The organism is Bacillota bacterium, from assembly GCA_012842395.1.
Classification (GTDB): domain Bacteria; phylum Bacillota; class SHA-98; order UBA4971; family UBA4971; genus UBA6256.
Genome location: DUSX01000004.1, coordinates 142,016 through 165,977, shown reverse-complemented (window position 1 = coordinate 165,977; position 23,962 = coordinate 142,016). Strand labels below are relative to the sequence as shown.

The 23,962-nt window shown below is 63.0% G+C and carries 26 protein-coding genes; 25 read left to right on the top strand and 1 reads right to left on the bottom strand.

Annotation, left to right across the window (positions count from 1 at the left end; all coding sequences use genetic code 11):
* Nucleotides 1–43 precede the first annotated feature (43 nt).
* From GX515_02950 to GX515_02840, 23 genes are all read left to right on the top strand, one after another.
* A complete protein-coding gene (locus tag GX515_02950; GenBank protein ID HHY31973.1) occupies nucleotides 44–592 on the top strand; it encodes an SPOR domain-containing protein in 549 nt (182 codons plus the stop codon).
* A 59-nt stretch (nucleotides 593–651) separates the two neighbouring features.
* Complete coding sequence (locus GX515_02945) at nucleotides 652–1,143, top strand: hypothetical protein (protein HHY31972.1); 492 nt, start codon at nucleotides 652–654, stop codon at nucleotides 1,141–1,143.
* Nucleotides 1,133–1,564 carry an anti-sigma regulatory factor gene (locus tag GX515_02940; GenBank protein ID HHY31971.1) on the top strand — a complete coding sequence of 144 codons (432 nt, stop codon included), beginning with the start codon at nucleotides 1,133–1,135 and terminating at the stop codon, nucleotides 1,562–1,564. Before GX515_02945 ends, GX515_02940 begins: the two co-directional genes overlap by 11 nt.
* On the top strand, nucleotides 1,561–2,910 hold the full coding sequence (locus tag GX515_02935) for a 4Fe-4S dicluster domain-containing protein (GenBank protein ID HHY31970.1): 1,350 nt from the start codon (nucleotides 1,561–1,563) through the stop codon (nucleotides 2,908–2,910). The genes GX515_02940 and GX515_02935 overlap by 4 nt, the downstream gene beginning before the upstream one ends.
* A 5-nt stretch (nucleotides 2,911–2,915) precedes the next feature.
* Nucleotides 2,916–3,272, top strand: a complete 357-nt coding sequence (locus tag GX515_02930) for a serine kinase (GenBank protein HHY31969.1) — start codon at nucleotides 2,916–2,918, stop codon at nucleotides 3,270–3,272.
* A 100-nt stretch (nucleotides 3,273–3,372) separates the two neighbouring features.
* Complete coding sequence (locus GX515_02925) at nucleotides 3,373–4,113, top strand: PHP domain-containing protein (protein ID HHY31968.1); 741 nt, start codon at nucleotides 3,373–3,375, stop codon at nucleotides 4,111–4,113.
* Nucleotides 4,114–4,131: 18 nt separating this feature from the next.
* The gene (locus GX515_02920; protein HHY31967.1) at nucleotides 4,132–4,677 is read left to right on the top strand and encodes a sensor histidine kinase; all 546 of its coding nucleotides are present in this window, start codon (nucleotides 4,132–4,134) and stop codon (nucleotides 4,675–4,677) included.
* Between the two features lie 51 nt (nucleotides 4,678–4,728).
* The gene (locus tag GX515_02915; protein ID HHY31966.1) at nucleotides 4,729–5,154 is read left to right on the top strand and encodes a SoxR reducing system RseC family protein; all 426 of its coding nucleotides are present in this window, start codon (nucleotides 4,729–4,731) and stop codon (nucleotides 5,152–5,154) included.
* A 255-nt stretch (nucleotides 5,155–5,409) separates the two neighbouring features.
* Nucleotides 5,410–5,772, top strand: coding sequence for a (2Fe-2S) ferredoxin domain-containing protein (locus GX515_02910; GenBank protein HHY31965.1), 363 nt, complete (start codon nucleotides 5,410–5,412; stop codon nucleotides 5,770–5,772).
* Nucleotides 5,773–5,804: 32 nt separating this feature from the next.
* On the top strand, nucleotides 5,805–6,284 hold the full coding sequence (gene nuoE, locus GX515_02905) for an NADH-quinone oxidoreductase subunit NuoE (protein HHY31964.1): 480 nt from the start codon (nucleotides 5,805–5,807) through the stop codon (nucleotides 6,282–6,284).
* Nucleotides 6,285–6,308: 24 nt separating this feature from the next.
* Nucleotides 6,309–7,919, top strand: coding sequence for an NADH-quinone oxidoreductase subunit NuoF (gene nuoF / locus GX515_02900; GenBank protein ID HHY31963.1), 1,611 nt, complete (start codon nucleotides 6,309–6,311; stop codon nucleotides 7,917–7,919).
* Between the two features lie 44 nt (nucleotides 7,920–7,963).
* Entirely contained in the window at nucleotides 7,964–9,724 is a 1,761-nt protein-coding gene (locus GX515_02895) for a 4Fe-4S binding protein (protein ID HHY31962.1), read from the top strand.
* A gap of 382 nt (nucleotides 9,725–10,106) precedes the next feature.
* Nucleotides 10,107–10,742: a redox-sensing transcriptional repressor Rex gene (locus GX515_02890; protein ID HHY31961.1), complete on the top strand. Its 636-nt coding sequence runs from the start codon at nucleotides 10,107–10,109 to the stop codon at nucleotides 10,740–10,742.
* A gap of 533 nt (nucleotides 10,743–11,275) precedes the next feature.
* Nucleotides 11,276–12,127 carry a sulfide/dihydroorotate dehydrogenase-like FAD/NAD-binding protein gene (locus GX515_02885; protein ID HHY31960.1) on the top strand — a complete coding sequence of 284 codons (852 nt, stop codon included), beginning with the start codon at nucleotides 11,276–11,278 and terminating at the stop codon, nucleotides 12,125–12,127.
* Nucleotides 12,112–13,524, top strand: coding sequence for an NADPH-dependent glutamate synthase (gene gltA, locus GX515_02880; protein HHY31959.1), 1,413 nt, complete (start codon nucleotides 12,112–12,114; stop codon nucleotides 13,522–13,524). The genes GX515_02885 and gltA overlap by 16 nt, the downstream gene beginning before the upstream one ends.
* Nucleotides 13,525–13,550: 26 nt before the next feature.
* Nucleotides 13,551–15,224, top strand: coding sequence for a formate--tetrahydrofolate ligase (locus GX515_02875; protein HHY31958.1), 1,674 nt, complete (start codon nucleotides 13,551–13,553; stop codon nucleotides 15,222–15,224).
* Between the two features lie 339 nt (nucleotides 15,225–15,563).
* Nucleotides 15,564–16,007, top strand: coding sequence for a nucleoside-diphosphate kinase (ndk, locus tag GX515_02870; GenBank protein HHY31957.1), 444 nt, complete (start codon nucleotides 15,564–15,566; stop codon nucleotides 16,005–16,007).
* Between the two features lie 429 nt (nucleotides 16,008–16,436).
* Complete coding sequence (rsxC, locus tag GX515_02865; GenBank protein ID HHY31956.1) at nucleotides 16,437–17,768, top strand: electron transport complex subunit RsxC; 1,332 nt, start codon at nucleotides 16,437–16,439, stop codon at nucleotides 17,766–17,768.
* A gap of 42 nt (nucleotides 17,769–17,810) precedes the next feature.
* Nucleotides 17,811–18,764: an RnfABCDGE type electron transport complex subunit D gene (locus tag GX515_02860; protein HHY31955.1), complete on the top strand. Its 954-nt coding sequence runs from the start codon at nucleotides 17,811–17,813 to the stop codon at nucleotides 18,762–18,764.
* Complete coding sequence (locus GX515_02855; GenBank protein HHY31954.1) at nucleotides 18,757–19,353, top strand: RnfABCDGE type electron transport complex subunit G; 597 nt, start codon at nucleotides 18,757–18,759, stop codon at nucleotides 19,351–19,353. Before GX515_02860 ends, GX515_02855 begins: the two co-directional genes overlap by 8 nt.
* Entirely contained in the window at nucleotides 19,354–19,983 is a 630-nt protein-coding gene (locus GX515_02850) for an electron transport complex subunit E (protein ID HHY31953.1), read from the top strand.
* A 48-nt stretch (nucleotides 19,984–20,031) separates the two neighbouring features.
* Nucleotides 20,032–20,631 (top strand): electron transport complex subunit RsxA, encoded by a 600-nt coding sequence (rsxA, locus tag GX515_02845; GenBank protein ID HHY31952.1) that lies wholly within the window; start codon nucleotides 20,032–20,034, stop codon nucleotides 20,629–20,631.
* A gap of 24 nt (nucleotides 20,632–20,655) precedes the next feature.
* Complete coding sequence (locus tag GX515_02840; protein ID HHY31951.1) at nucleotides 20,656–21,489, top strand: RnfABCDGE type electron transport complex subunit B; 834 nt, start codon at nucleotides 20,656–20,658, stop codon at nucleotides 21,487–21,489.
* 227 nt (nucleotides 21,490–21,716) lie between these two features.
* Here the strand turns inward: GX515_02840 and GX515_02835 are convergent, their stop codons facing one another.
* A complete protein-coding gene (locus tag GX515_02835; GenBank protein ID HHY31950.1) occupies nucleotides 21,717–21,944 on the bottom strand; it encodes an alpha/beta-type small acid-soluble spore protein in 228 nt (75 codons plus the stop codon).
* Between the two features lie 194 nt (nucleotides 21,945–22,138).
* Here GX515_02835 and GX515_02830 point away from each other — a divergent pair, with 194 nt between their 5' ends.
* Together GX515_02830 and GX515_02825 are read left to right on the top strand one after the other, a co-directional pair.
* Entirely contained in the window at nucleotides 22,139–23,260 is a 1,122-nt protein-coding gene (locus GX515_02830) for an FAD:protein FMN transferase (GenBank protein HHY31949.1), read from the top strand.
* Nucleotides 23,261–23,332: 72 nt separating this feature from the next.
* Complete coding sequence (locus tag GX515_02825; GenBank protein ID HHY31948.1) at nucleotides 23,333–23,956, top strand: septum formation inhibitor Maf; 624 nt, start codon at nucleotides 23,333–23,335, stop codon at nucleotides 23,954–23,956.
* Nucleotides 23,957–23,962: the final 6 nt, after the last annotated feature.

Sequence of the window (23,962 nt, the reverse complement as noted above, 5' to 3'; positions counted from 1 at the left end):
CCGGGAGCAATACGCTGGCATAATGCCGAAGGGGGTTCGGATGATGCCTGAAAGAAGGGGAAGAGTGGGTCAGAGCCTGTCCATGGTGCTGATGCTGATAGTCATGGCGGCACTCGCCATCGGTCTTGGCATACTTATGGGCAGGTACGCTTTCGGCCTCCTTGCGTCTGGCCCCGGATCGGGTGAGGGCCAGCCGCGGCAAGCCGCGGGGGAGGTCACTCCCGCCGGGACGTCAGAGGATCTTGCGTCCACCTCTCCCTCGAGCCCCATCGCTTCGTCGCCTGAGGCAGCGGCGGTCGGAGGGGGCGGGCCCGGTGAGATGGTCCCCACGTCCGCCCAGAGCGGAGAGAGCTCCAGTCTGCCCTCGTCATCCGGCGGTGAGACCCTGTACCGAGTCCAGGTGGGTGAGTTCCAGGATAGACCTGGCGCTGAGGCCCTCGCACGCGAGCTAGCCGGCGCCGGGTACAGCGGGTTTGTGACCCCGGGGGTCCCATTTAGGGTGCAGGTAGGGGCATTTCAAGACAAGTCCAACGCTGACAGGCTCGCCGCGGAGCTTGAGGCAAAAGGGTACTCGGTGGTCGTGGTCCGGTGAGTCCCCGTTCTTTTAGGAGGCTGGGGACCCGCGATCCTGGCCGGAAGGAATGATGGAGAGTGCGGCTGCGCGATGTCATGAGAATCCTCGACGCGACGGTCCTCACGGGAGAGGACAAGCTCGACCAGGAGATCGAGGCCGCGTGCGGGTGCGATCTGATCAGCGATCTACTGGCGTTCACGAGGGCAAGGATGCTCGTTCTCACAGGGCTGGTTACCCCTCAGATAATCCGGGCGGCGGAGATGATGGACCTTTCGGCCATCGTGTTCGTCCGCGGCAAGAAGCCGACCGCCGAGATAGTCTCGATGGCGAAAGAGGCCGGCATTCCCGTGCTGTGCACGTCCTACCCGCTCTATGAATCAGCCGGGCTGCTTTTCGAGGCCGGCCTGCGCGGCAAGTGCGCTTGGCCGGGTGCGGTGACGAGCGGCGCCGATGCCGTGGCTCGGGCCAGCGGCCGTGAGGGCGGGAACGCTCCCGCGGCGGGCGGGGACGGTGGAAACGCGGGCGATAGCGAGCGGGCCGCGCGCGGGGGACCACGAGATGCGCCTTGAGTGCAGGGTCACTGGCGGCGACTTTCAGGCGGCTGGGGAGGCTGCGGCGCGGGTAAAGCGCGCGCTTCGTCAGGTGGGGGTCGACCCGGAGACAGCGCGGAGGGCCGCCATCGTGGCGTACGAGGCTGAGATGAACATAGTGATCCACGCCTCTCGTGGGATCCTCGCGGTCGACATCTCGCCTGACCGCATTGAGGTGGCCGCGGACGACGAAGGTCCCGGGATTCCCGACATCTCCCTGGCTATGCAGGAGGGGTATTCGACCGCACCCGAGCACGTTCGAGAGATGGGGTTCGGCGCGGGACTGGGCTTGCCCAACATGAAAAGGTACTCCGACCAGTTTCACATCGAGTCCACGGTCGGTCGAGGCACGAGCGTGAGAATGGTGATAAACCTTCCCCCGAAAGGAAGTCTGCCATGAGCGGCCTCTTTCACTCGGTCCTCCTCATCGAAGAAAAGTGCCGCGGGTGCACCCGTTGCATAAAGAACTGCCCGACCGAGGCCATCAGGGTGAGGCAGGGCAAAGCCAGGATCAACGCGGAAAGGTGCACTGACTGCGGTGAATGCATAAGAACCTGCGACAACCACGCCAAGACCGCCATAACCGATTCGTTGGAACGCCTGAAAGAGTTCAAGTACACCATCGCCTTGCCGGCCCCGGCGCTTTACGGTCAGTTCGGCCCGGACGTCGACCCCGACCGGGTCCTCGCCGCCCTGATCGACATGGGCTTCGATGACGTGTTCGAGGTTGCGCGCGGTGCCGACGTGGCGACTCTGGCGACGCGAGAGTATCTTTCGCGGCACCGGGAGGTGCGGCCGATGATATCGGCCGCGTGTCCGGCCGTGGTGAGGCTCATACAGGTGAGGTTCCCCGCGCTTATCGACCACTTGATCCCCGTTGATTCCCCCATGACGTGCGCGGGCAAGCTGGCGAAAGAGGGCAAGAGCAGGGAGCTGGGGATCGCGCCGGACGAGATCGGAACGTTCTTCATCACGCCGTGCCCGGCGAAGGTGACATGGGTCCGCGAGGCAGTCAAGCGCGGCTTCCGGGCTGTGGACGGAGCGATCTCCATCGCCAGCGTGTACGGGGAGATCTCGCGGCGTCTGGCGAGCCCAGGCTCGGTCCCTCCCAGGCGAAAGGCATCGGGCGCCGGCATCGGCTGGGGAGGATCGGGGGGCGAGAATGCCGCGGTTGGTCTGGAGAATTACATTGTCGTGGACGGCATTCACAGCGTCATCGACGTTCTCGAGGAGGTGGAGGTCGGCAGGCTCGGCAGCGTGGATTTCATTGAGGCGCAGGCGTGCATCGGCGGCTGCGTCGGAGGCGCGCTCGTGGTTCGCAACCCCTTCATAGCCCACGTGCACCTGAACAAGCTCGCGAAAAGATTCGCCGATATGCCTGCATTCACAGCGGAGGAAGAAGAGGAGCTCACTCGGCGTGCCAGGGCTGGCTGCTTTGATATGAGACAGGACATCGCGGCAGTTCCCGCCTTCCGCCTGGATCACGATGTATCGCGGGCGATCTCCAAGGCGGAGATGATCGAGAAAGTCGTGAAGGAGCTGCCCGGGCTTGACTGCGGGTCCTGCGGTTCCCCGCACTGCAGGGCTCTTGCCGAAGACATCGTGCAGGGGCTGGCAGTGGATACAGATTGCGTCTTCAAACTGCGCGACCAGGTGAAGGTCCTCGCGGAACAGCTCTTCGACCTCGCGAAGAAGAACCCGTCCGCCATGGGCGCTGGACCCGGGCCGAGAGAAGACGGGGGGTGAGATAGGTGAAGGTGCGAGATGTCCTCAGCGTGCTTGAGTGCACCGTCGAAGCCGGTGCTGGTGGCCTCGACAGGGATGTCGAGTGCGGCTACGCCTCGGACCTTCTCAGCGACGTGATGGCTCATGCTCGCGACGGCGACATCTGGGTGACCGTGCAGGCCCATGAAAACATCATCGCCGTGGCGACACTGGTCGGCCTCGCGGCCGTCGTGGTGGCCGGAGGCGTGGAGTGCCACGAGGAAGCCGTCCGGCGAGCGGATGCGGAAGGCATCCCGCTTCTCAGAACCCGCCTGCCGGCCTTCGAGGCCGCGGGCCGTCTCTACGCAGCGGGGATTCGCGGGCGGCTCCCGGTGGTTTCGTAGCGGAGGAGTGCCTGGCGCAGTGCCTGCCGGAACACTCGGAGCGATCCGGCGACCGGCGCGCGGACGCCGGGCGCGCGCTTAGGTCAGAGGTGAGGGCGCGTTGGAGGTGTGCCTTGCTGACCTTCATGTTCACACCGCTCTATCCCCTTGCGCGGAGGCGGAGATGACCCCGCCAGCCATAGCGGAGGTTGCGGCCGAGCAAGGCGTGGGGTTACTTGGGATATGCGACCACAACTCCGCTGAGAATGCGATCGCGGTGGCCGAGGCGGGCGCGGCGGCGGGAGTGGCGGTTCTTTGCGGCATAGAGGTGCAAACGCGCGAGGACGTCCATGTCCTCACGTTTTTCGAGGACGCGGAGGCGCTCTCGAGGTGGCAGGCGGAGGTGTACGAAGGCCTGCCGAACGTGGCAAACGACGAGGCGAGGTTTGGCGAGCAGGTCGTCCTGGACCCGCGCGGCGTCTTGAAGGGTCGAGTGACGCGACTGCTTCTGGCGTCAACATCTATGGGCATAGAGGACGTGGCCTGCCGCGTCCGGGAGCTTGGAGGCCTTGTGATCCCGGCGCACGTCGACAGGCCGTCGTTCAGCCTCATCAGGAACCTGGGCTTTGTCCCGCGGCGCCTATGCCCCGATGCACTGGAGGTTTCCGCGCGGCTCGGTGCGAGCCGGGCTAGGGAGATGTTTCCGCAGCTCGCTGGGTTTCAGCTGGTCGTATCCTCCGACGCCCACAGGCTTAGCGAGATCCGCGGTTACACGGCGTTTCGCCTGGAGCGACCGACCTTTTCAGAGGTTAAGCTCGCGCTCGCTTCGATAGGGGGCCGGGCGGCTTGGCCGGTCGGGTGAAAGGTTGGGGGGCCTTGCGTGCGTGAGCTGTCGTTGCACGTCCTTGACATCGTCCAAAACTCCATCGCGGCGGGGGCTCGGACCGTCGACGTGATCGTCTCGGAGGACGAGCCTTCGGACCTCCTCACTATAGAAGTGGCGGACGACGGGGCCGGGATGCCCGCGGACATACTAAGATCAGCGTTGGACCCGTTTTATACATCGCGCACCACACGCAAGGTGGGGCTTGGCCTTCCGTTGTTTCGTGACGCGGCCAGACTGGCCGGGGGAGACCTTTGCGTCGAGTCTGTGCCAGGACACGGCACGAGAGTGCGGGCCACGTTTAGGTTGAGCCACATAGACCGGGCACCGCTGGGCGACATGGCGGAGACAATCACGGTCCTCGTGATGTGCAACCCGGACGTGAGATTCAGGTACGTACATGCGCGCGGTGCCAGGGTTTTTTCCTTTGACTCGCAGGATTTCAGAAGGTTGCTGGGGGACATACCCCCGACAACCCCGGCGCTCGCGGGAATCATCAGGAATATCATCCGGGAAGGCCTGCGCGAGGTCCAGCGAGCATGACTGAGACAGGCATGGTGGCGACGCATGGGATGCCACCAGGGAGGGTTCCTAGTGGAAGAACGTGGCAGGGTTGTCGAGGTCTACGGGGGTTTGGCCAAGGTAGAGGTCACGCGTCACGAAGCTTGCCGTCATTGCAAGGCTTGCGACTTCGGACGCACCGATACCGTGGTCGTGGAGGCGACCAACCGCGCGGGCGCGCGTCCGGGCGACGAGGTTGCGCTGGAACTGGAGGGCTCCCGGGTGCTCGGGGCGGCTTTCATCGCGTATATGGTGCCTCTCATCTTCATGGTCGTAGGCATATACCTCGGGACTGTCGTGGCGAGAGCCTTGGGGAGGGGGGCGTCCGCGTCCCTGTTCGGCGCAGTGGTAGGCCTCGTGCTTCTCGGTCTGTCGTACGGGCTGGTCTACGCGTACGGAAAGCGGGTCAACCCCGAACGGTTCAGGGCGGAGGTCACGCGGGTGATAGGGCCTGAGTGACTACTCCTGAGTGGCCGCTCCCGAGTGGGTTCCAGGGTCGCGGAGGAATCCTCTCCCGCGTGTTGAAGTAGCTATTGTGTGGGAGACCAGGCGATGGTATCATAGGGGCAGTGTGGATCGTTGCCGCGCGTGGGTTCTTGTAAAGGGGGGATTGTGAAAAAAGGCGCAAGCGACATAAGTATGTACGGATATAGCGCAATCTGACCCAAGCCTGACGCGGCTTGGTGGAGAGGGGAAAGTCAGGAGGTGTCCGCGATGAAGACCGTTGAAGAGCTTGAGCGCATTAGGAAACAGGCACAGGCGATGACCAGACTGAGGGAGGGCAAGGAAACAACCAGGATCGTTGTGGGCATGGGCACGTGCGGAATCGCCGCGGGGGCGCGGGAAACGCTCGCTGCGATCATGGACGAGCTTGCGAAGCGCAACATTCAGGACGTGGTGGTGACCCAGACCGGGTGCGTGGGCTTATGCGAGCAAGAGCCCATCGTTGACGTGATCAAGCCCGGCGCTCCGAAGGTGACCTACGGCAAGGTGACGCAGGAGAAAGCGCGTCAGATCGTGGCAAGCCACGTCGTTAACGGCAAGGTTGTGGGCGAGTGGGTCATAGCGACTGCGTGATGCCTGCCCAACAGAAAGGAGGGGCGGAGAGCATGGAGCCGACGTCAGAAGGCACGCGCGCGTGTACGGCCAAGGTCGATGGAATCCTCGAAAGATACTGCAGGAAACCCGAAGCCCTCGTGTCCATCCTCCACGACGTCCAAAAGGAGGCCGGTTACCTTTCGGAGGAGACGATCACCCAGATCGCCTTGGGCCTCGATGTCCCCGTGTCGAAGGTGTATGGCGTCGCGACGTTCTACAGCCTGTTTTCGACCAGGCCGAAAGGCCGGTACATAATACGGGTTTGTGAGAACGCTCCGTGCCACGTGCTGGGAGCAAAGGCCGTCGTGGACGCACTCGAGAGGGAGCTTGGCATCCCGATGGGCGGCACCACGAGCGACGGCAAGTTCACACTTGAGTACACCAGCTGCCTCGGGGTTTGCGGCGTCGCGCCGGCCATCATGATCAATGAGGCGGTGTACGGCAACCTCACCCCCGAACGGGTCCCGCTGATCCTAAAAGAATACAAGTGACGCCCAGAAGGGAGGTTTACTCTCGTGGAGTTCTACCGTTCGCACGTCCTCGTTTGCGGGGGAACCCCGTGCGTGCTCGAGGGCTGCAAGGGGGTTCGCGAGGCGCTCATCGCCGAGGTGAAACGGCAAGGGCTAGACAAAGAGGTCAAGGTAGTCGAGACGGGCTGCCTAGGGCCTTGCGACCTTGGGCCGGTGATCGTGATCTATCCGGAGGGCACCTTGTACCAGAAGGTCCAGCTCTCCGACGTTCCTGAGATAGTCGAGCAACACCTTTTGAAGGGGCGAGTGGTGAGACGGCTCGTGGGCGAAGCACCCCAGGCCGGAGTGGTGACGTACGAGGAGCCGACCTACCTTGGCGTGCAGGAGCGCATAGTCCTCCGGAACTGCGGGGTCATCGATCCCGAGTCCATCGAGGAGTACATCGCACGAGACGGGTACCGAGCGCTCGCGAGGTGCCTGACAGAGATGAAGCCCGCAGACGTCATCGAGGCCGTGAGGAAATCCGGGCTCGTTGGCAGGGGCGGCGCGGCTTTCCCAACAGGGCTCAAGTGGAGTTTCACGGCGAAAGCCGAGGCCGACCAGAAGTACATACTTTGCAATGCGGACGAGGGGGAGCCGGGTACATTCAAGGACCGATTGATCCTTGAGGGAGACCCTCACAGCATCCTCGAGGGAATGGCCATAGCGGGCTATGCGGTGGGAGCGGACAAAGGTTTCATTTACGTCCGAGGGGAATACGTGCTTTCTATTGAGAGGTTGACCAAGGCCATAGAGCAGGCAAGAGCCCTCGGCCTGCTCGGGTCCGACATTCTTGGGTCGGGTTTCTCATTCGATGTGGAAATACGAAAGGGCGCGGGCGCGTACGTGTGTGGGGAGGAAACCGCGCTCATAGAATCGATCGAGGGCAAGCGGGGCGAGCCCAGGGTGAAGCCACCCTACCCCGGCACGGAGGGTCTGTTCGGGAAGCCCACTGTCGTCAACAACGTGGAGACGATCGCGAACATCCCGCCAATCCTGCTGAACGGGCCTGACTGGTTCAGGAAGTTTGGCACTGAGAGGTGCCCCGGCACCAAGGTCTTCACGCTCACCGGCGACATCAACAACAAGGGGCTCATCGAGGTTCCCATGGGCATCACGCTTCGCCGCGTGATATACGATATTGGAGGCGGTATACCCGGAGGCAAGGGCTTCAAGATGGCCCAGACCGGCGGCACGTCCGGGGGATGCCTCCCGCGCGAGCTGCTCGACGTGCCGATGGATTACTTCACCTTGCCCGAACATGGCTCGGCGCTTGGTTCGGGCGCCCTCCTTATCATGGACGACAGCCACTGCATTGTGGACATAGCCGAGTGCTTCATGAGGTTCTTCGAGCACGAATCGTGTGGCAAGTGCACACCGTGTCGCGAGGGCACTGCGCGCCTTCGTGAGATCGTGGCGAGGATCGCTCGCGGCGAGGGAAGACCAGGGGATCTCGAGCTCCTCGACGAGCTCGGCTCGGTGATGCAGGCGTCGTCCCTCTGCGGCCTCGGCCAAGCTGCGCCGGTCCCCATAAAGACGATGCTCAGGTACTTCCGCGACGAATTCGAATCCCATATCAATGAGAAGCGCTGTCCAACCGGGACGTGCGGGATTTGATCCCGCCGGGGTCAAGCAGGAGAGACGGAAGGAGTGATACGCAAATGGCAATGGTGACCATAGACGGCCGAAGGGTCGAGGCCGATGCCGGCACGACCATCCTGGAAGCTGCGAAGAAGCTCGGCATCGACATCCCGACGCTCTGCCACCACCCAGACCTGGCGGTACAAGCCGTCTGCCGGATATGTGTCGTTGAGATCGAGGGCCAGAAGCTCCTCCAGCCTGCGTGTGCCTACCCGGTGCAGGACGGAATGGTCGTGTACACCAACACGCCGCGCGTCCGGCAGGCTAGGAAGGTAAACCTTGAGCTGCTCCTCGCTCGTCACCCCCAGGATTGTCTCCAGTGCGTGAGGAATCGCAACTGCGAGCTTCAGGCGCTCGCCGAGAGGTTCGGCATGCGGGAGATCCGCTTCGAGCACAAGCTTCGCGGGCTCCCGGAGGATCACTCCACCCCGGCCATAGTTCGAGAGCCTGACAAGTGCATACTGTGCCGGCGGTGCGTCTCCATGTGCCACGACGTGCAGGCGGCGGGGGTGCTTTACCCGTCGCGTCGCGGCGCTGACACTGTGATCACGCCGGTATTTGGCCGCGGCCTCGACGAGGTCGCGTGCGCCCTTTGCGGCCAGTGCATCCATGCGTGTCCGGTGGGTGCCATCTCCGAACGCGACGACACCGCCCGTGTCTGGGAGGCGATTGCCGACCACAATAAGCATGTGGTGGTTCAGACTGCGCCCGCCACAAGGGTCAGCATCGGAGAGGAGATGGGCCTGCCACCCGGCCAGATCATCACCGGTAAGCTCGTCGCCGCTCTCCGCAGGCTCGGGTTCGACAAGGTGATGGATACCGACTTCACGGCCGATCTCACCATCATCGAGGAGGGCAACGAGTTCCTGAAGAGGCTGAAGGAGGGCGGGGTCCTCCCGATGATCACGTCGTGCAGCCCGGGGTGGATAAAGTTCGGGGAGCACTTCTACCCTGACCTTCTGAAGCACGTCTCGACGTGCAAGTCGCCTCAGCAGATGTTCGGGGCGCTCGTGAAGACCTACTATGCCCGCAAGGCGGGCATCGATCCCAAGAACATCTTCTCGGTGTCGCTCATGCCGTGCACTGCAAAGAAGTATGAGGCAGACAGGCCTGAGATGTGCGACTCGGGCTACAAGGACGTCGACGTGGTGCTGACCAGCCGCGAGCTCGGACGGATGCTGCGCGAGGCCGGCATCCGGTTCGAGGACCTGCCTGAAGAGGAGCACGACGAGCCGATGGGCATCTCCACCGGCGCGGGCGCTATTTTCGGGGCGACCGGCGGCGTGATGGAGGCTGCGCTTCGCACGGTCTATGAGGTGGCCACCGGGGCCGAGCTCCCGGCGATCGAATTCGAGGAGGTAAGAGGCCTCGAGGGCATAAAGGAGGCCACGGTCAGGGTTGGAGACCTCGACGTGAGGGTCGCCGTGGCACATGGCCTGGGCAACGCCAAGAAGATCCTGGACCTCCTCCGCGAGGGCAAGGCTGACTATCATTTCATAGAGATAATGTGCTGCCCCGGCGGGTGCGTGGGGGGCGGTGGCCAGCCGATCCCCACGACCATGGAGATCCGCGGCATCCGTGGCAGGGCCCTGTACGAAGCGGACAGACGTCTCCCGTACAGGAAGTCCCACTTGAACCCCGCGATCAAGCAGATATACGCAGAGTTCCTGGGCGAGCCGCTCGGCGAGGTATCTCATCGTCTTCTGCACACGCACTACACCCCGAGGGAGAAGTACCCGTGGATGAGCAGGGCCGCGTGCGGCGGTGAGGCCGCGGGTTGAGCTCGTCCCGGAATGGGGCAAGGCAGAAGGGAGCGGACGGGGCGCGCCTGTTCCGCTCCCTTGCGCGTACCATGCGCGTGGTTTCTGCGCGGTCGCGGTCTGGGACGGCGGTTGGAGTTGGCGATGGGCGTTGGCGGAGATTGTAAGGCCGCTTTTGGTGTGCTATAGTATGGGACAAGGCGAGGTCCGGGTTCTCCGCCCGAGCTCTATCGGAGCGCGGGGCTCGCCAGGCGGAGAAGCGGGCCAGAGACAAGGGGGAGGAACAGGGCCCGTCGCGTCGAATACCGTCGAACGCGAGGCTCGTAGGTCGGGCCCCTGCCAGGCCAGGAAAAGCGCGTTCGCGTGGCCGATGGCGCCGGAACTTCCCATGGGGGGTATGGCATTGAGGAAGCTGCGGATTCCGGATGTTGTCATAAGGCGGCTGCCTATATACCTCCGTGTTCTCGAGACCCTCGACGAAGATGTGCACGGCGGCCTCATCTCCTCGTTCGAGCTGGGTGAGAGGGCCGGGGTGAGCCCCGCGCAAGTCCGAAAGGACCTCAATTTCCTTGGCGGTTTCGGCAAGCAAGGCGTTGGCTACCAGATAGCCGTGCTCCGCGATGAGCTCAGGTCGGTTCTGAACCTGCACAAGGAGATAAATGTGGCCATCATCGGGGCCGGCAGCCTTGGCCAGGCTCTGGCGAGATACATCATAGGTCGACGCGCCGCCGAAAGAAACTACCATCTCCGACTGGCGGCGCTTTTCGATTCCGACCCGGCCAAGGTGGGTTCGCGGGTCGGCGACGTGGTAGTGGAGCATGTGGACGCTATCCCGGATGTGACGCGCAGTCGGCAGATCCGCATGGCGATAGTGGCGGTTCCAGCGGAGGCGGCGCAGCGGGTGGTCGACGCCTGCGTGAACGCCGGCATCGAGGCCATCCTGAATTTCGCCCCCGTCAAGCTGAGGGTTCCGGACGGTGTACGGCTTCATAACACCGACCTAAGTGTGGAGCTCATGCACCTTGCGTATTACCTCTAGGTTGTGCGTGCCAGCCTGCGACTGGCCCCATCGAAAGGATGAGAATGGCAACCGCCTGTTGTCTCCAAGGCAGGAGCAGGGCCGCACCGGATCGCGGTGCCCCGGGCCCGGAGCGAAGTCCCCGCCTGCGTCGGTCGCGACATCGCCCGCATTCCAGCGCAGTCCCCGTGCCACCCTGTCACGGCTAGGGCATCGTTACTAGGCTACCGCATCGCGGCAATCGACGGCGGGACCCTGGGGGGGTGAAGCCAGGCTTTCAAAAACGGCTTGATAGTTCAGTGTGGTCGCAAGGAATAGCAGGAAGTCTGGCGAATGTATCAAGAGATCTCGCAGTAACCTGGGGGCCGCAGCGCTTAGGCGCGCTGCGGCCTAAGTGAGGATGGGGAACCGGGCCCGACTCCGAGGCAGGGCGGTTCGTCTGGGGCGGAGGAGCTGGCGGTTGCAACAGCGGCGCCTGGCGCCTGACGCCTGCCGCAAATTGGGCGCGGAGGCTGGTGTGCCCTCACTTTGTGCGACGGATAAGGGGGAGAGACATGCACAGGATCATCAAGAAGGAGGAGCTTGCCCCGAGGATCAAGCTGTTCGTTGTGGAAGCGCGGGAGGTCGCGGAGCATGCGCGCCCGGGCCACTTCTTCGTGTTGCGCATCCATGATCACGGTGAGAGGATTCCCCTGACCATTGCGGACAGCGACCCCAAGGCGGGGACCATTACCATGGTGTTTCAGGAGGTCGGGAAAAGCACGTGTGAGCTTGGCACCCTTGAGGAGGGCGATGCCATTCTCGACATCGTCGGCCCGCTCGGGACCCCGAGGGACATAAGGCGTCTCGATACCGTGGTGTGCGTGGCGGGCGGGGTGGGGGTCGCTCCTATATACCCGGAGGCCAAGGCCTTCCACCAGTTGGGTACGAAGGTTGTCTCGATCATCGGTGCCCAGACAAAAGACCTACTGATCTTCCAGGACAGGATGGAAGCGGTCAGCGACGAGGTTCATTACTGCACGGACGACGGAAGCTATGGGTATCACGGGTTCGTGACGGGGCTCCTTCACGATCTGCTTGCCGGAGGCCTTCGTCCCGACGAGGTAGTCGCCATCGGGCCCCTTCCGATGATGCGCGCTGCGTGCAGGGTCACGGCGGAGTTCGGCGTCAAGACCATCGTGAGCCTGAACGCCATAATGGTCGATGGCACCGGGATGTGCGGGTCATGCCGGGTGACCGTGGACGGTAAGACAATGTTTTCGTGTGTTGAAGGGCCCGCGTTCGACGGGCACAAGGTGGATTTCGACGAGCTCATGGCGAGGCAGACACGGTTCCTCGCCGAGGAGAAGCTTGCCATGGAGCGGTACAAGGCGCATGCGGAGGGATGCAAATGCCGGCGAAAGTAGACAGGCATCTTATGCCGAAGCAAGATCCTCGAGAACGGATACGGAACTTCAACGAGGTGGCCCTCGGGTATTCGGCCGAGATCGCCGTGGAGGAAGCGAAGCGGTGCATCGGCTGCCCGAAGCGTCCTTGCGTGGCAGGGTGCCCTGTGGAGGTGGACATCCCTTCGTTCGTGAAGCTCATCAGCGAAGGCAAGTTCGCCGAGGCTGCCGCGAAGATCAAGGAGAAAAACAGCCTTCCCGCGATATGTGGGCGCGTCTGCCCCCAGGAATCCCAGTGCGAGGCCAGATGCACCCTGGGCAAGAAAGGCAAGCCCGTGGCCATCGGTGCCCTTGAGCGTTTCGCCGCGGATTACGAAAGGGCTCTAGGTGCGCGGGATGCTCAGGGCCCGGCTTCCGCCCACGCGTGTGCAGGCAGGGTTGCGGTGGTCGGGTCCGGCCCTGCGGGGCTCACGTGTGCCGCGGACCTCGCGCGAATGGGGTACTCGGTGGTGGTCTTCGAGTCGCTCCACTCCACGGGCGGGGTGCTCCGGTACGGTATTCCAGAGTTTCGTTTGCCGAAGATCATAGTGGACGAAGAGGTGGAGTACGTTAAGCGGCTCGGTGTCGAGATCAGGACCAACACGCTCGTGGGAAAGACACTGACCGTTGACGAGCTCTTTCGCGACGGGTTCGACGCGATCTTTCTCGGAACCGGGGCAGGTCTACCGCACTTCCTGGGCATCCCCGGCGAGAACCTCAACGGTGTGTACTCCGCAAATGAGTTCTTGACGCGCTCGAACCTCATGAAGGCGTATCTTTTCCCGGAGTATGATACACCGATTCGCGTGGGCAAGCGCGTCGCGGTGGTGGGCGCGGGAAACGTGGCGATGGACGCCGCAAGGACAGCCCTCAGGCTCGGCGCGGAGAAGGTCACCATAGTGTACCGAAGGTCGCGCGCGGAAATGCCAGCGAGGCTCGAGGAGATCGAGAACGCGGAGGAGGAGGGGGTCGAGCTCATGCTCCTCACCAACCCGGTGCGCGTTCTGGGTGACGAGCGAGGCTGGGTCCGGGGCATGGAGTGCATAAGGATGGAGCTGGGGGAGCCGGACGAGAGCGGCAGGCGGAGGCCGGTGCCGGTGCCTGGCTCGGAATTCGTGATCGACGTAGACACGATGATCTCCGCGGTGGGCACGGATCCTAACCCCCTGTTAGTGAGAAGCGTGCCCGGGCTCAAGCTTGGGCGCCACGGAAACGTGGTTATCAACGAGGAGACCGGCGAGACGAGCGTTCCCGGGATATTCGCGGGCGGCGACATAGTGACCGGGTCTGCCACGGTGATAGCCGCGATGGGCGCAGGCAAGCTCGCTGCGCGCGGGATAGACAAGTTCATTCGTGCCAAACGGGAAAGGGGCGAGTGACGGTGGCTGAACCAACGTACGGCAGGATCCCTCCGGACATAGAGATCGCTCAAAGTGCACGACTGGAGCCGATCGTACGGATCGCGGCAAAGGTGGGGCTTACCGAGGATGACATCGAGCTGTATGGCAAATACAAGGCCAAGGTGACCCTGGAAGCTGTCGAACGGCTCAAGGGCCGGCCCTACGGCAAGCTCATCTACACAACGGCCATAACGGCGACGCCCGCCGGAGAGGGGAAAACCTGCACGGCAGTGGGCCTCACGCAGGCCCTTGGCAAGCTCGGCAAGAAGGTCATGGTCGCTCTGCGCGAGCCGTCGCTCGGCCCGACCTTCGGCGTCAAGGGCGGCGCTGCGGGTGGCGGGTACTCTCAGGTCTTGCCGATGGAGGATATCAACCTGCACTTCACTGGCGACATTCATGCCGTCGGAGCCGCCCACAACTTGCTCGCCGCGATGGTTGACAACCATATTCATCAGGGAAACGAACTCGGGATAGATCCGAGGAGAGTCGTGTGGCGGCGGGTCATGGACATAAGTGACAGACAACTTCGTAACATCGTGGTGGGCCTCGGCGGCAAGGCCAACGGTTTTCCGATGGAGAGCGGGTTCGATATCACCGTAGCCTCAGAGGTCATGGCGTGCCTCGGGCTCTCGCGCTCGATGTCAGACCTCAAGGAACGATTCGGAAGGCTCATAGTGGCTTACACGTACGACGGGAGGCCCGTCACGGCTGCGGACCTCAAGGCGGTCGGCGCCATGGCCGTGATCATGAAGGACGCCATAAAGCCGAATTTGGTACAGACTCTTGAGGGCCAGCCAGCGTTCGTTCACGGGGGACCGTTCGCCAACATCGCTTACGGGAACAACTCCATCCTCGCCACTGAAACGGCACTTCGGCTTGCTGACTACGTGGTCACTGAGGGAGGCTTCGCGGCAGACCTGGGTGCTGAGAAGTTCTTCGACATCGTATGTCGCATAACCGACGTGCGGCCCGCCGTTGTTGTGCTCGTTGCGTCCGTGCGCGCGCTGCACCATCACGGCGGCGTGGCCAAGAGCAAGCTCGCCGAGAAGAACCTGGAGGCCCTCGCGAAAGGCTGCGAAAACCTCGACAAGCACGTCACGAACGTGACGAAGAAGTTCGGGCTCCCGGTGGTGGTCGCTATCAACAGGTTCCCGGCGGATGACCGGGAGGAGCTCGAGTACCTGCGCAAGCACTGCGAGGAGCTCGGTGTCCGTTCGGCGGTATCCGAGGTCGTGGCGCGAGGCGGTGAGGGCGGCATCGAGCTGGCCGAGGCTGTGCTGGATGCTATCGAGCACGAGAAGCCGCAGTTTAGGTTCCTCTATGATCTGGACCTCTCGGTGCGCGAGAAGATCCACTGTCTCGCGACGGAGATATACGGGGCCGACGGCGTGGTGTACGCCGGGACGGCCGAGCGGGACATCAAGGTCATCGAAGAGCAAGGCCTGGGCAGGCTGCCTGTCTGCATGGCCAAGACGCAGCTCTCGCTCTCTGACGATCCCTCGCTTCGCGGCGCGCCTCGGGGATGGAAGCTGACGGTACGCGAGGTGCGCGCCTCGGCCGGTGCTGGCTTCCTCGTGCCTCTGTGCGGCCAGATGATGACCATGCCCGGGCTCCCGGCTCATCCAGCCGCTGAGAACGTGGACATCGACGATCAGGGCAAGATCAAGGGGCTTTTCTAGAGGAACACGAGGCGGCCTCAGGGCTGGTGGTACCGCGCCCGGTCGCGTTCCTGAGTGGTTGGCGTTGTTGACCGGCGGGCCCGGCCTCGGGGCCCGCCGTGATGTCGTTATGGGGACGTATGAGGGCGGGCCAGGTCCTAGGCCGAGGCGCTCATCGCCTAGGCGAGACGCCGGCGGCGATTGCGCGGCGAGGACAGCACGCGGTCACCAGCCTAGCGGGGCGGGTTCCGTGGGAATACGCCGCCCGGCGGGCCGTCCCCGAGCGGGACACCGGCCACCTACCGGCGTGCGACGACGCGGCGGTGGCCGACAAGCCCTCACATAGGAGGCATCGAGCATATGGAGCGCACGTTCATAATCGTGAAGCCCGATGGTGTGGAGCGCGGGCTCATCGGAGCGGTGATCGAGCGTTTCGAGAGAAGGGGATTTCGCGTCGTCAAGATGGAGATGAGGACTATCGCGCGGGCGGACGCCGCTCGCCACTACGAGCATCTGGCAGGCCGACCGATTTTCGAGGGGCTGCTGGACTACGTCACCCGCGGGCCGTCGGCGCTCCTCGTTCTCGAGCGCGATACCGACGCGATCAAGGTTGCTAGGAATATCATCGGTGCAACAAACCCGGCGGATGCGCTCCCGGGCACGATCAGGGGAGACTTCGGCGGGACCCTTCCGGAGAACGTGGTGCATGCCTCGGATTCATGCGAGAGCTACGAGCGGGAGGTTAGGATCTTCTTCCCCGGAGAGGCTGAGAGCCTTGTTTGCGGGCAGGGCAAGTGCAGTTGAATCGTGACGCATTCGCGCCAGCCTCTGGCGAACGGCTCCTTGAGGGCGCGCGGCAGCGGCCTTTGAGGGCGAGGACGCCCATAAGTCTCCAGTTCGAGGAGGGCCTTCCCAAGATGCGTGTCCCGCGCGGTTGTGGTATTATCATACGCGTGGGACGCTTATGACCCGACCTGCAGCGTCCCGGGAACCGGCGGAGAGGAGCAAGTGCCCGGTTTCCGGCAAGAAAAGAGCGTCGGGCGGTAGCAGGATAATCGGCGCGAGTCGAGAATAAAGTGGTTTGGCCCTGGGGTGCGGCCCTGAACGTCCGGCGGGAATCCCCATTTGTATGCTTTCGATGCGGGTTAGGCGCTGAAAGGTGCCTGCCCGACTTTGTATGCGCGTTTCAGGCTGCACCCGGATTTGGGGCTTAAGGAGGAGTGCTTGGCGGCCATGGTAGCGAAAACCTTCAGGGGAGGAGTGCACGCTCATTATCACAAGGAGGATACCGCCTCAAAGCCCATAAGGAGGCTTGGGCCTCCGGCTAGGGTCGTGATCCCCCTCCACCAGCACACGGGTGCGCCTTGCGAGCCCCTTGTCAAGGTTGGTGACGAGGTCAAGGTGGGACAGAAAATCGGCGACAGCTCCGCCCGGCTCACAGCTCCGGTTCATTCAAGCGTCTCGGGCAAGGTCGTGGCCATTTCCCCGCATCCTCAGGCGGGCGGACGAGACGTGCTATCCATCGTGATCGAGTCTGACGGGCAAGAAACCCTTGATGAACATGTGGAGCCACGCGCCGATGTGGACAGCCTCAAGGCCGACGAGATCAAGGCCATAATCCGCGAGGCTGGGATCGTGGGCCTGGGAGGCGCTGCGTTCCCGACATACTTTAAGCTTACGCCCCCGCCTGGGAAGAGTTTTGACACGGTGATCCTGAACGGGGCGGAGTGCGAGCCATACCTCTCAGCCGACCATCGCCTTATGGTGGAGCGGCCCGGTGATGTGGTCGAGGGAGCGAAGCTTCTCCTCAAGGCCACCGGTGTCACGAAGGCCTACATCGGGATCGAGGAGAACAAGCCCGACGCCATCGAGGCGATCTCAGAGGCAGCGAAAGGGGATGACCGGATCTCGGTCGTGCCTCTCAAAGTGAAATACCCACAAGGGGCGGAGAAGCAGCTCATCTGGGCGATCCTCGGGCGCGAGGTCCCGTCGGGCGGCCTGCCGGTGGACGTGGGCGTGGTGGTAAACAACGTCGGCACTGCCGCGGCCGTGAAGGATGCCGTTGTTTCCGGAATGCCGCTTGTGGAACGCGTGGTCACAGTGGCGGGTTCATGCGTCGCGGAGCCCCAGAATGTCCTCGTCAAGGTCGGGATGCTTGTGAGCGACCTCGTCGAGGCGTGCGGCGGGTGCTCTAGCCCGCCTGCGAAAGTCATTATCGGTGGTCCTATGATGGGCACGGCTCAGTTCACGATGGACATCCCTGTCACAAAGGGCACGTCCGGGGTTCTGCTTCTGAACGAGGAGGAGGCCGCGCCCGTTGAACCAATGGCTTGCGTGAGATGCGGCAAGTGCGTCGAGGCATGCTCGATGAGGCTCATGCCGCTGTGGATCGCGAGCTATGCGGAGGCTGGCAGGTTTGATGATGCCGAGCGTATGAACGCACTGGATTGCATCGAGTGCGGCTGCTGCAGTTTCATATGCCCGTCGCGCAGGCGCTTAGTTCAGGCGATCAGGCTTGCTAAGTCCGAGATCATGGCAAAGAGGCGCAAGGCCCAGGCGAGCTGAGCGGCACGCCCGAAGCCTGTTCTCTTGTGGAGGGATCGATCAATGGACGGAACCGGACTCATAGTATCTTCCTCACCGCACCAGCGGACGGCCGTGTCTACGCCGATCATCATGAGCGACGTTATCCTGGCTCTCATGCCTGCATCTCTGGCAGGCGTGTGGTTTTTCGGGCTCCGGGCGCTCGGCATGATGGCTGTTTGTGTGGCGGCGGCCGTCGCGACCGAGGCGGTGCTGGAAAAGCTCATGAGGAAGCCCCTGACGATAGGGGATTACAGTGCTGCGGTGGCCGGGCTCCTACTGGCCCTAGTCCTGCCGCCCGACTTGCCGCTATGGATCGGTGCCATCGGTGCTGTGTTCGCGATGGCTATCGGGAAGTTCGTCTTCGGCGGGCTCGGGCAGAACGTCTTCAACCCCGCGCTTATCGGACGGGCTGTCCTGCTTGCTTCGTGGCCCGTGCTTATGACGAGGTGGAGATGGCCCATCTTCCAGGCCCCGTGGGTGCCCGACTTCGACGCGGTCACCACTGCAACGCCGCTTGCCCTCTGGAGGCTCGGCGGCATTAAGACGCCGTATTTGAACCTCTTCCTGGGGAACGTTGCAGGCTCGATAGGCGAGACGTCGGCGATCGCCATACTAGTAGGCGCGGCATACCTGCTGTGGCGGGGGCATATAAGCTGGCGTATCCCGTTCACCTTCATCGGCACGGTCGCGGTGCTCGCGGCGCTCTTCGGCCAAGATCCACTGTTTCACGTGCTCGCCGGAGGGCTGCTGCTGGGTGCCTTCTTCATGGCTACCGACTACGTCACGACCCCGGTCACCCCGAAGGGTCAGATCATCTTTGGCGTCGGCTGTGGGGTATTGACCATGCTCATCAGGCTCTACGGTGGCTATCCAGAGGGCGTGTGCTACGCGATCCTGATCATGAACGCAGCCACCGCTCTTATCGACAGGCTCACGATGCCGCGCAAGTTCGGGGAGGTGAGGAAAGTTGCGTGACGTGTGGAAGCTGGGTTTCATCCTCTTCGCCATATGCGCGGTGGCGGCGGGAGCGCTAGCCTTCGTGAATGACATCACGGAGGAGCGAATCGCGGCGCAGGCCGCCATGAAGCTGGAGCAGGCGCTTGCGAGCGTGGTGCCGGGCGCGGACGAGTTCAAGGACGAGACCGATAGGGTCCTGGCTGTGGCACCCCCCGCTTCTCGCGGAGGTAGGCCTGAGTTCTCTGCGATCACCAAAGTGTATGTGGGTTACAAGAACGGAGAGATGGCCGGTGCTGCGTTTGCTTGCAGCCCGTCCGGGTACGGCGGGCCCATCGATGCCGTGGTCGGCGTGTCGCGCGATGGAGTCGTGACCGGGCTCACGGTGGTGAAACACTCGGAGACCCCCGGGCTGGGCGCGAACGTTACCAACCGCGACTTTCAGATGCGGTTCGTTGGGCTGCGCGCGGGGACCCCGGTGAAGGTCACGAAGGACGGGGGTCAAGTGGAGGCCATCACCGGTGCGACCATCTCCTCGCGGGCGGTCGCGAGCGGCGTTGACGAGGCGCTTCGGCTGTTCGAGCTTGCTTCGCGAGAGGGGGTCTGGTGAATGAGCTTCAAATCAGAGTTTACAAAGGGGCTTGTCAAGGAGAACCCCACTTTCAGGATTCTGCTCGGGATGTGCCCGACGATGGCGACGAGCGTTGCCATCTCGAACGGCATAGGCATGGGAATAGCAGCCACGTTCGTGCTCGTCGGGTCGAACGTCATAATCTCGATGCTGAGGAACGTGATCCCGTCCAGGATACGCATCCCTTGCTACATCGTGGTGATTGCGTCGTTCACGACGATAGTGGACCTTGTCATGGCGGCGTTCGTCCCGAAGCTGCACGAGGTTCTTGGGATATTCATCCCGCTGATCGTGGTGAACTGTATCATCCTGGGGAGGGCCGAGGCGTTCGCGTCCAAGAACGGCGTCCTGTACTCGCTGGCCGATGGTCTCGGCATGGGGCTCGGGTTTACCATGGCGTTGACCGGGATGAGCACCATCAGGGAGCTCCTCGGCACCGGCACACTCCTGGCGGTGCCTGACTTCGGGTTCGCAGGTTTCAAGGTGTTCGAACGGAGCCTGGCCGCGGTGATGATGATCCTCCCACCGGGCGGTTTCATCACTCTGGGGCTCTTGATCGGCCTTCTCAATTACCTGGGTCGCCGGGGGAAGAAGGCGGCGCGCGCGTAGGCGCATAAGACCGAGCCTGACGCATGATCGTGACGGGAGGGATACCGCGTGGGCGAATTCCTTGTTATATTCTTTGGCGGGGTGTTGCTGAACAACTTCATCCTGTCGAGGATTCTCGGCGTATGTCCGTTCATAGGAGTATCCAAGCAGGTCGAGACGGCGACCGGCATGGGCATGGCGGTCATCTTCGTGATAGGCGTGGCATCTGTGGCGACGTGGATGGTCCAATACTACATCCTCGTGCCGCTGGGGCTGACGTATCTCCAGACTATCGCTTTCATCCTCGTCATCGCGGCGCTGGTGCAGCTCGTGGAGATGGTGATCCAGAAGGTGAGCCCTGTCCTCTACAAGGCTCTCGGGATCTACCTTCCACTTATCACGACCAACTGCGCCGTGCTGGGCGTGACCATTCTGAACATAACCGAGAAGTATAATCTTCTGGAGGCGGCGGTGAACGGCATAGCGGGCGCGTCAGGGTTTGCGCTTGCGATAATCCTCTTCGCCGCGATAAGAGAGCGTATGGACCTCGCGCCAATCCCTGAATCGCTGAAAGGCTTCCCGATCGCCCTCATAACGACGGGCCTCTTGTCCATCGCGTTCCTGGGATTCGCGGGCTTCCGACTGAAAGAGCTTTTCGGCGTCATGTAGAATTTCGCGAGGGGTGAGCAAGGGATGATCTACGTCAAGGCGATCCTCGGCCTCGGGCTAATGGGGGCCATATTCGGCCTCGCGCTCGCTCTTGCTGCGAAGAAGTTCGCGGTGGAGCAGGACCCCAGGCAGGAGATGATCGTTGAGGTGCTCCCGGGAGCCAACTGTGGCGGATGTGGCTTTCCGGGGTGCAGTGGCCTCGCGGCTGCGATAGTCGCGGGCAAGGCGCCTGTGGACGCGTGCCCGGTCGGAGGGTCGACCGTCGCGGCGAAAGTCGCAGCGATCATGGGGGTTGAGGCCGGCGCGGCGAAAGAACGCAAGGTGGCTAGGGTGCTGTGCCAGGGGGGCACGGGCCAGTGTGGGGTGAGGTTTGTATACGATGGCTTTGCCGACTGCAAGGCTGCGCAGCTGGTGGGCGGCGGCGCGAAGGCGTGCACGTACGGGTGCCTCGGCATGGGCTCGTGCGTGGCTGCCTGTTCCTTCGACGCGCTCCACATGGGGCCGGACGGCCTCCCGGTGGTGGATGAGGAAGCATGCACATCGTGCGGGAGATGCGTTGCGGCGTGCCCCAGGGGCATCATTCAGCTTGTGCCCGAGTCCCAATCCGTAACCGTTTTGTGCAGGTCGTACGCGCGCGGTGCCGATGTCCGCAAGACCTGCAAAGTCGGGTGTATCGGGTGCGGGCTGTGCATGAAGGCGTGCCCCAATGGCGCGATCACGATGGATAACAACCTGGCCGTCATAGACCCGGCAAAGTGCGACGCGTGCGGCAAATGCGTTGAGAAATGCCCGACTAAGTCGATCGTGATGAGAAGCCGGAACACGACCGCGGGCACGGGCAGCCTCGCGGCAAGTTAAGTCGCCGGATGCGTGAATGGTGCTTGGGTGAGGCCGACTTGTGTCGCCGCGTTACGTTTGGGGGTTGATTCCTTCGGGCGAGACGGGGGCTGCCGGTGGACGCGAGGCGCGCTTTCGTGGTGCGAACCGTGGCGCGCGCGGGAATTCTCCTTTGATTTCGGCGCGTGCTGCCGGCAGCCCCGCTGACGTGTCCGAAGGCGGTTTCGGGGCTCTTCTCGCGGGGAGAGTTACAGGTTTTTTTCAGCCTTTCTTGCGCTGTCCTCGGCGAGAGCTCGCTCACCTTTTTTGACCAGCTTTTTCACCATTTGCCCGCCAATCTTGCCGGCCTCCACCGCGCTGAGCTTGTCGGGGTCCTTCAGGTCGTCCGTGAGGCCGAGTTGCTCCGCGGTTTCCCATTTCAAGCGGTCGAGCTGGCGTAGTGTCCTCAGACGGTCGTTGCTTTTCTTCCTGCCCAAATCTTGCACGCTCCTTCCTCTTGGTTTCTGCTTCTTTCACGTTCCGAGGAGGCATCCACTTCTATCATTGCCATCTCTCACGAACCTATGACAGGCGCGGAACCGCCGTGGTGGCTAGCCCAAACGGCTGCTTGTCAGGGTTTAGGAGAAGTGATACACTGTCTCAGGGAAAGCCATCGGGGGGTGGAATTCAGTTGAAGTGGGAGTACGGGCGCAGGCGGAGGGGGAGGGGGCGTCGGCTCTGGGCCCTCCTTCTCGTCCTTCTCCTGGGCGTTATCGCTGTAGTCGGCTACCTGCTTGTGAGGTTTAGCGTCATCCCGTGGCCGCCGAAGGCAGGTGCGCCGCACGCGGCGAACGAGAGCGGAAAGGCCGCGACGGCGAGCGCCGTGGTCGACCCGCAGGAGTACGTGGATAGCCAGTTCCTGATGGACACGTACGTGAGTATACAGGCGTTCGGTCCGGGGGCGAAGGACGCAGTGTCGGCGGCGTTCGATGAGATGCGTAGGATCGAGAACCTGACGAGCAGGTTCATTCCGACGAGCGATGTTACGAGGATAAACGAGGCGGCGGGCGGGGACCCCGTCAAGGTCAGCGACGAAACGTTCACGCTGCTAGAGAAATCACGCGAATGCTCGGAGCTCTCTGGAGGCGCGTTCGACGTGACCATCGGGCCTGTGGTAGACGCCTGGGGCTTCGGCACCGAGACCCCTCACGTGCCCGACAGCAACGTCCTCGCAAAAGCCGTCGCCCTCGTGGACTTCCGCGCCATGGAGCTTGATCCGGCTAGCAAGACGGTGAGGCTCGCACACCCCGGAATGTCCATCGACCTCGGCGGCATCGCCAAAGGTTACGCGGCGGACCGGGCCGCGGCGGTCCTGAGGGAACACGGGATCAAGCACGCCCTCATTGACGCAGGGGGGAACATCGTCGCGGTGGGCACTCGCCCTGACGGGAAGCCATGGCATATCGGGATAAGGGATCCAAGGGGTTCGAGCCCGACCGATACAGTGGGCCCTGTGGTTGAGATAACAGACGGGGCCGTCGTGACATCCGGGGATTACGAGAGGTTTTTCATTGAGAACGGCCACCGTTACCATCACATCTTCGATCCCAAGACGGGCATGCCTGCGGACCGTGCGGAGAGCGCCACGATAATCGCACCGACGTCTGTTGATGCTGACATGTTGTCTACGGCGGTGTTTGTGTTAGGGCCAGTGGAGGGCCCGAAGATCCTCGAGGGGTTGGACGGGATCTCTGCGATGGTGGTCGATGCCAATGGACATCTCGTGTTCTCTCCAGGGTTCCCGTCACCTTGAGCTTACCCGACGATCGGTAGAAGGTGCGGCTTTGGAACTTGCACAGGAGCCGCCCGGAGGTGGCATGCGGGGTTGAGGCTGGTTCTGGCATCCGCGTCACCCGCGCGAGCTGAGCTTTTGCGGCAGATCGGGCTTGAGTTCGACGTCGTGCCGAGCGGCATACCCGAGAACGCCGTCGACTGCAGCGATCCCGCCGGGGGCGTCGTGTCACTCGCGCTGGCTAAGGCGCGCCACGTCGCGTCCAAGGAACGCGATGCGGTCGTCATCGCGGCCGACACCGTGGTCGTGCTCGGCCACGAGGTCCTCGGCAAGCCAACGGACCCCGATGACGCTCGTAGGATGCTTCGTCGCATGTCAGGGCGTTGGCACCAGGTGATAAGCGGGCTCGCGTTGGTGGACGCCCAGACAGGCCGCGAGGCCGCGTGCCACGAAACCACGCGGGTGCGCATGGCAAGCCTGCCTCCGGTCGTCCTCGACTGGTATGTCGCGAGCGGCGAGCCGCTGGGGAAGGCTGGTTCCTATGCAATACAGGGGCGGGGTGCACTTCTCGTCGAGAGGATATCAGGCTGTTACTTCAACGTGGTGGGCTTGCCGATCTTTCGGCTTGTGGGCCTCGCCCGCACCATAGGTGTGGACCTTGCACAGGAGGCGTTCAGGGGGTGCAACGCATGCAGGATCGCTTACCGGGCCGACTAAGCGGTT

What these genes read in the sequence shown, in the direction of transcription:
- GX515_02940 (HHY31971.1), top strand. Translation starts at nt 1,133, where the DNA reads ATGCGCCTTGAGTGCAGGGTCACTGGCGGCGACTTTCAGGCGGCTGGG.
- GX515_02840 (HHY31951.1), top strand. Translation starts at nt 20,656, where the DNA reads ATGATCTACGTCAAGGCGATCCTCGGCCTCGGGCTAATGGGGGCCATA.
- nuoE (HHY31964.1), top strand. Translation starts at nt 5,805, where the DNA reads ATGGAGCCGACGTCAGAAGGCACGCGCGCGTGTACGGCCAAGGTCGAT.
- GX515_02885 (HHY31960.1), top strand. Translation starts at nt 11,276, where the DNA reads ATGCACAGGATCATCAAGAAGGAGGAGCTTGCCCCGAGGATCAAGCTG.
- GX515_02860 (HHY31955.1), top strand. Translation starts at nt 17,811, where the DNA reads ATGGACGGAACCGGACTCATAGTATCTTCCTCACCGCACCAGCGGACG.
- GX515_02850 (HHY31953.1), top strand. Translation starts at nt 19,354, where the DNA reads ATGAGCTTCAAATCAGAGTTTACAAAGGGGCTTGTCAAGGAGAACCCC.
- GX515_02910 (HHY31965.1), top strand. Translation starts at nt 5,410, where the DNA reads ATGAAGACCGTTGAAGAGCTTGAGCGCATTAGGAAACAGGCACAGGCG.
- GX515_02950 (HHY31973.1), top strand. Translation starts at nt 44, where the DNA reads ATGCCTGAAAGAAGGGGAAGAGTGGGTCAGAGCCTGTCCATGGTGCTG.
- gltA (HHY31959.1), top strand. Translation starts at nt 12,112, where the DNA reads ATGCCGGCGAAAGTAGACAGGCATCTTATGCCGAAGCAAGATCCTCGA.
- GX515_02895 (HHY31962.1), top strand. Translation starts at nt 7,964, where the DNA reads ATGGCAATGGTGACCATAGACGGCCGAAGGGTCGAGGCCGATGCCGGC.
- ndk (HHY31957.1), top strand. Translation starts at nt 15,564, where the DNA reads ATGGAGCGCACGTTCATAATCGTGAAGCCCGATGGTGTGGAGCGCGGG.
- GX515_02935 (HHY31970.1), top strand. Translation starts at nt 1,561, where the DNA reads ATGAGCGGCCTCTTTCACTCGGTCCTCCTCATCGAAGAAAAGTGCCGC.
- rsxC (HHY31956.1), top strand. Translation starts at nt 16,437, where the DNA reads ATGGTAGCGAAAACCTTCAGGGGAGGAGTGCACGCTCATTATCACAAG.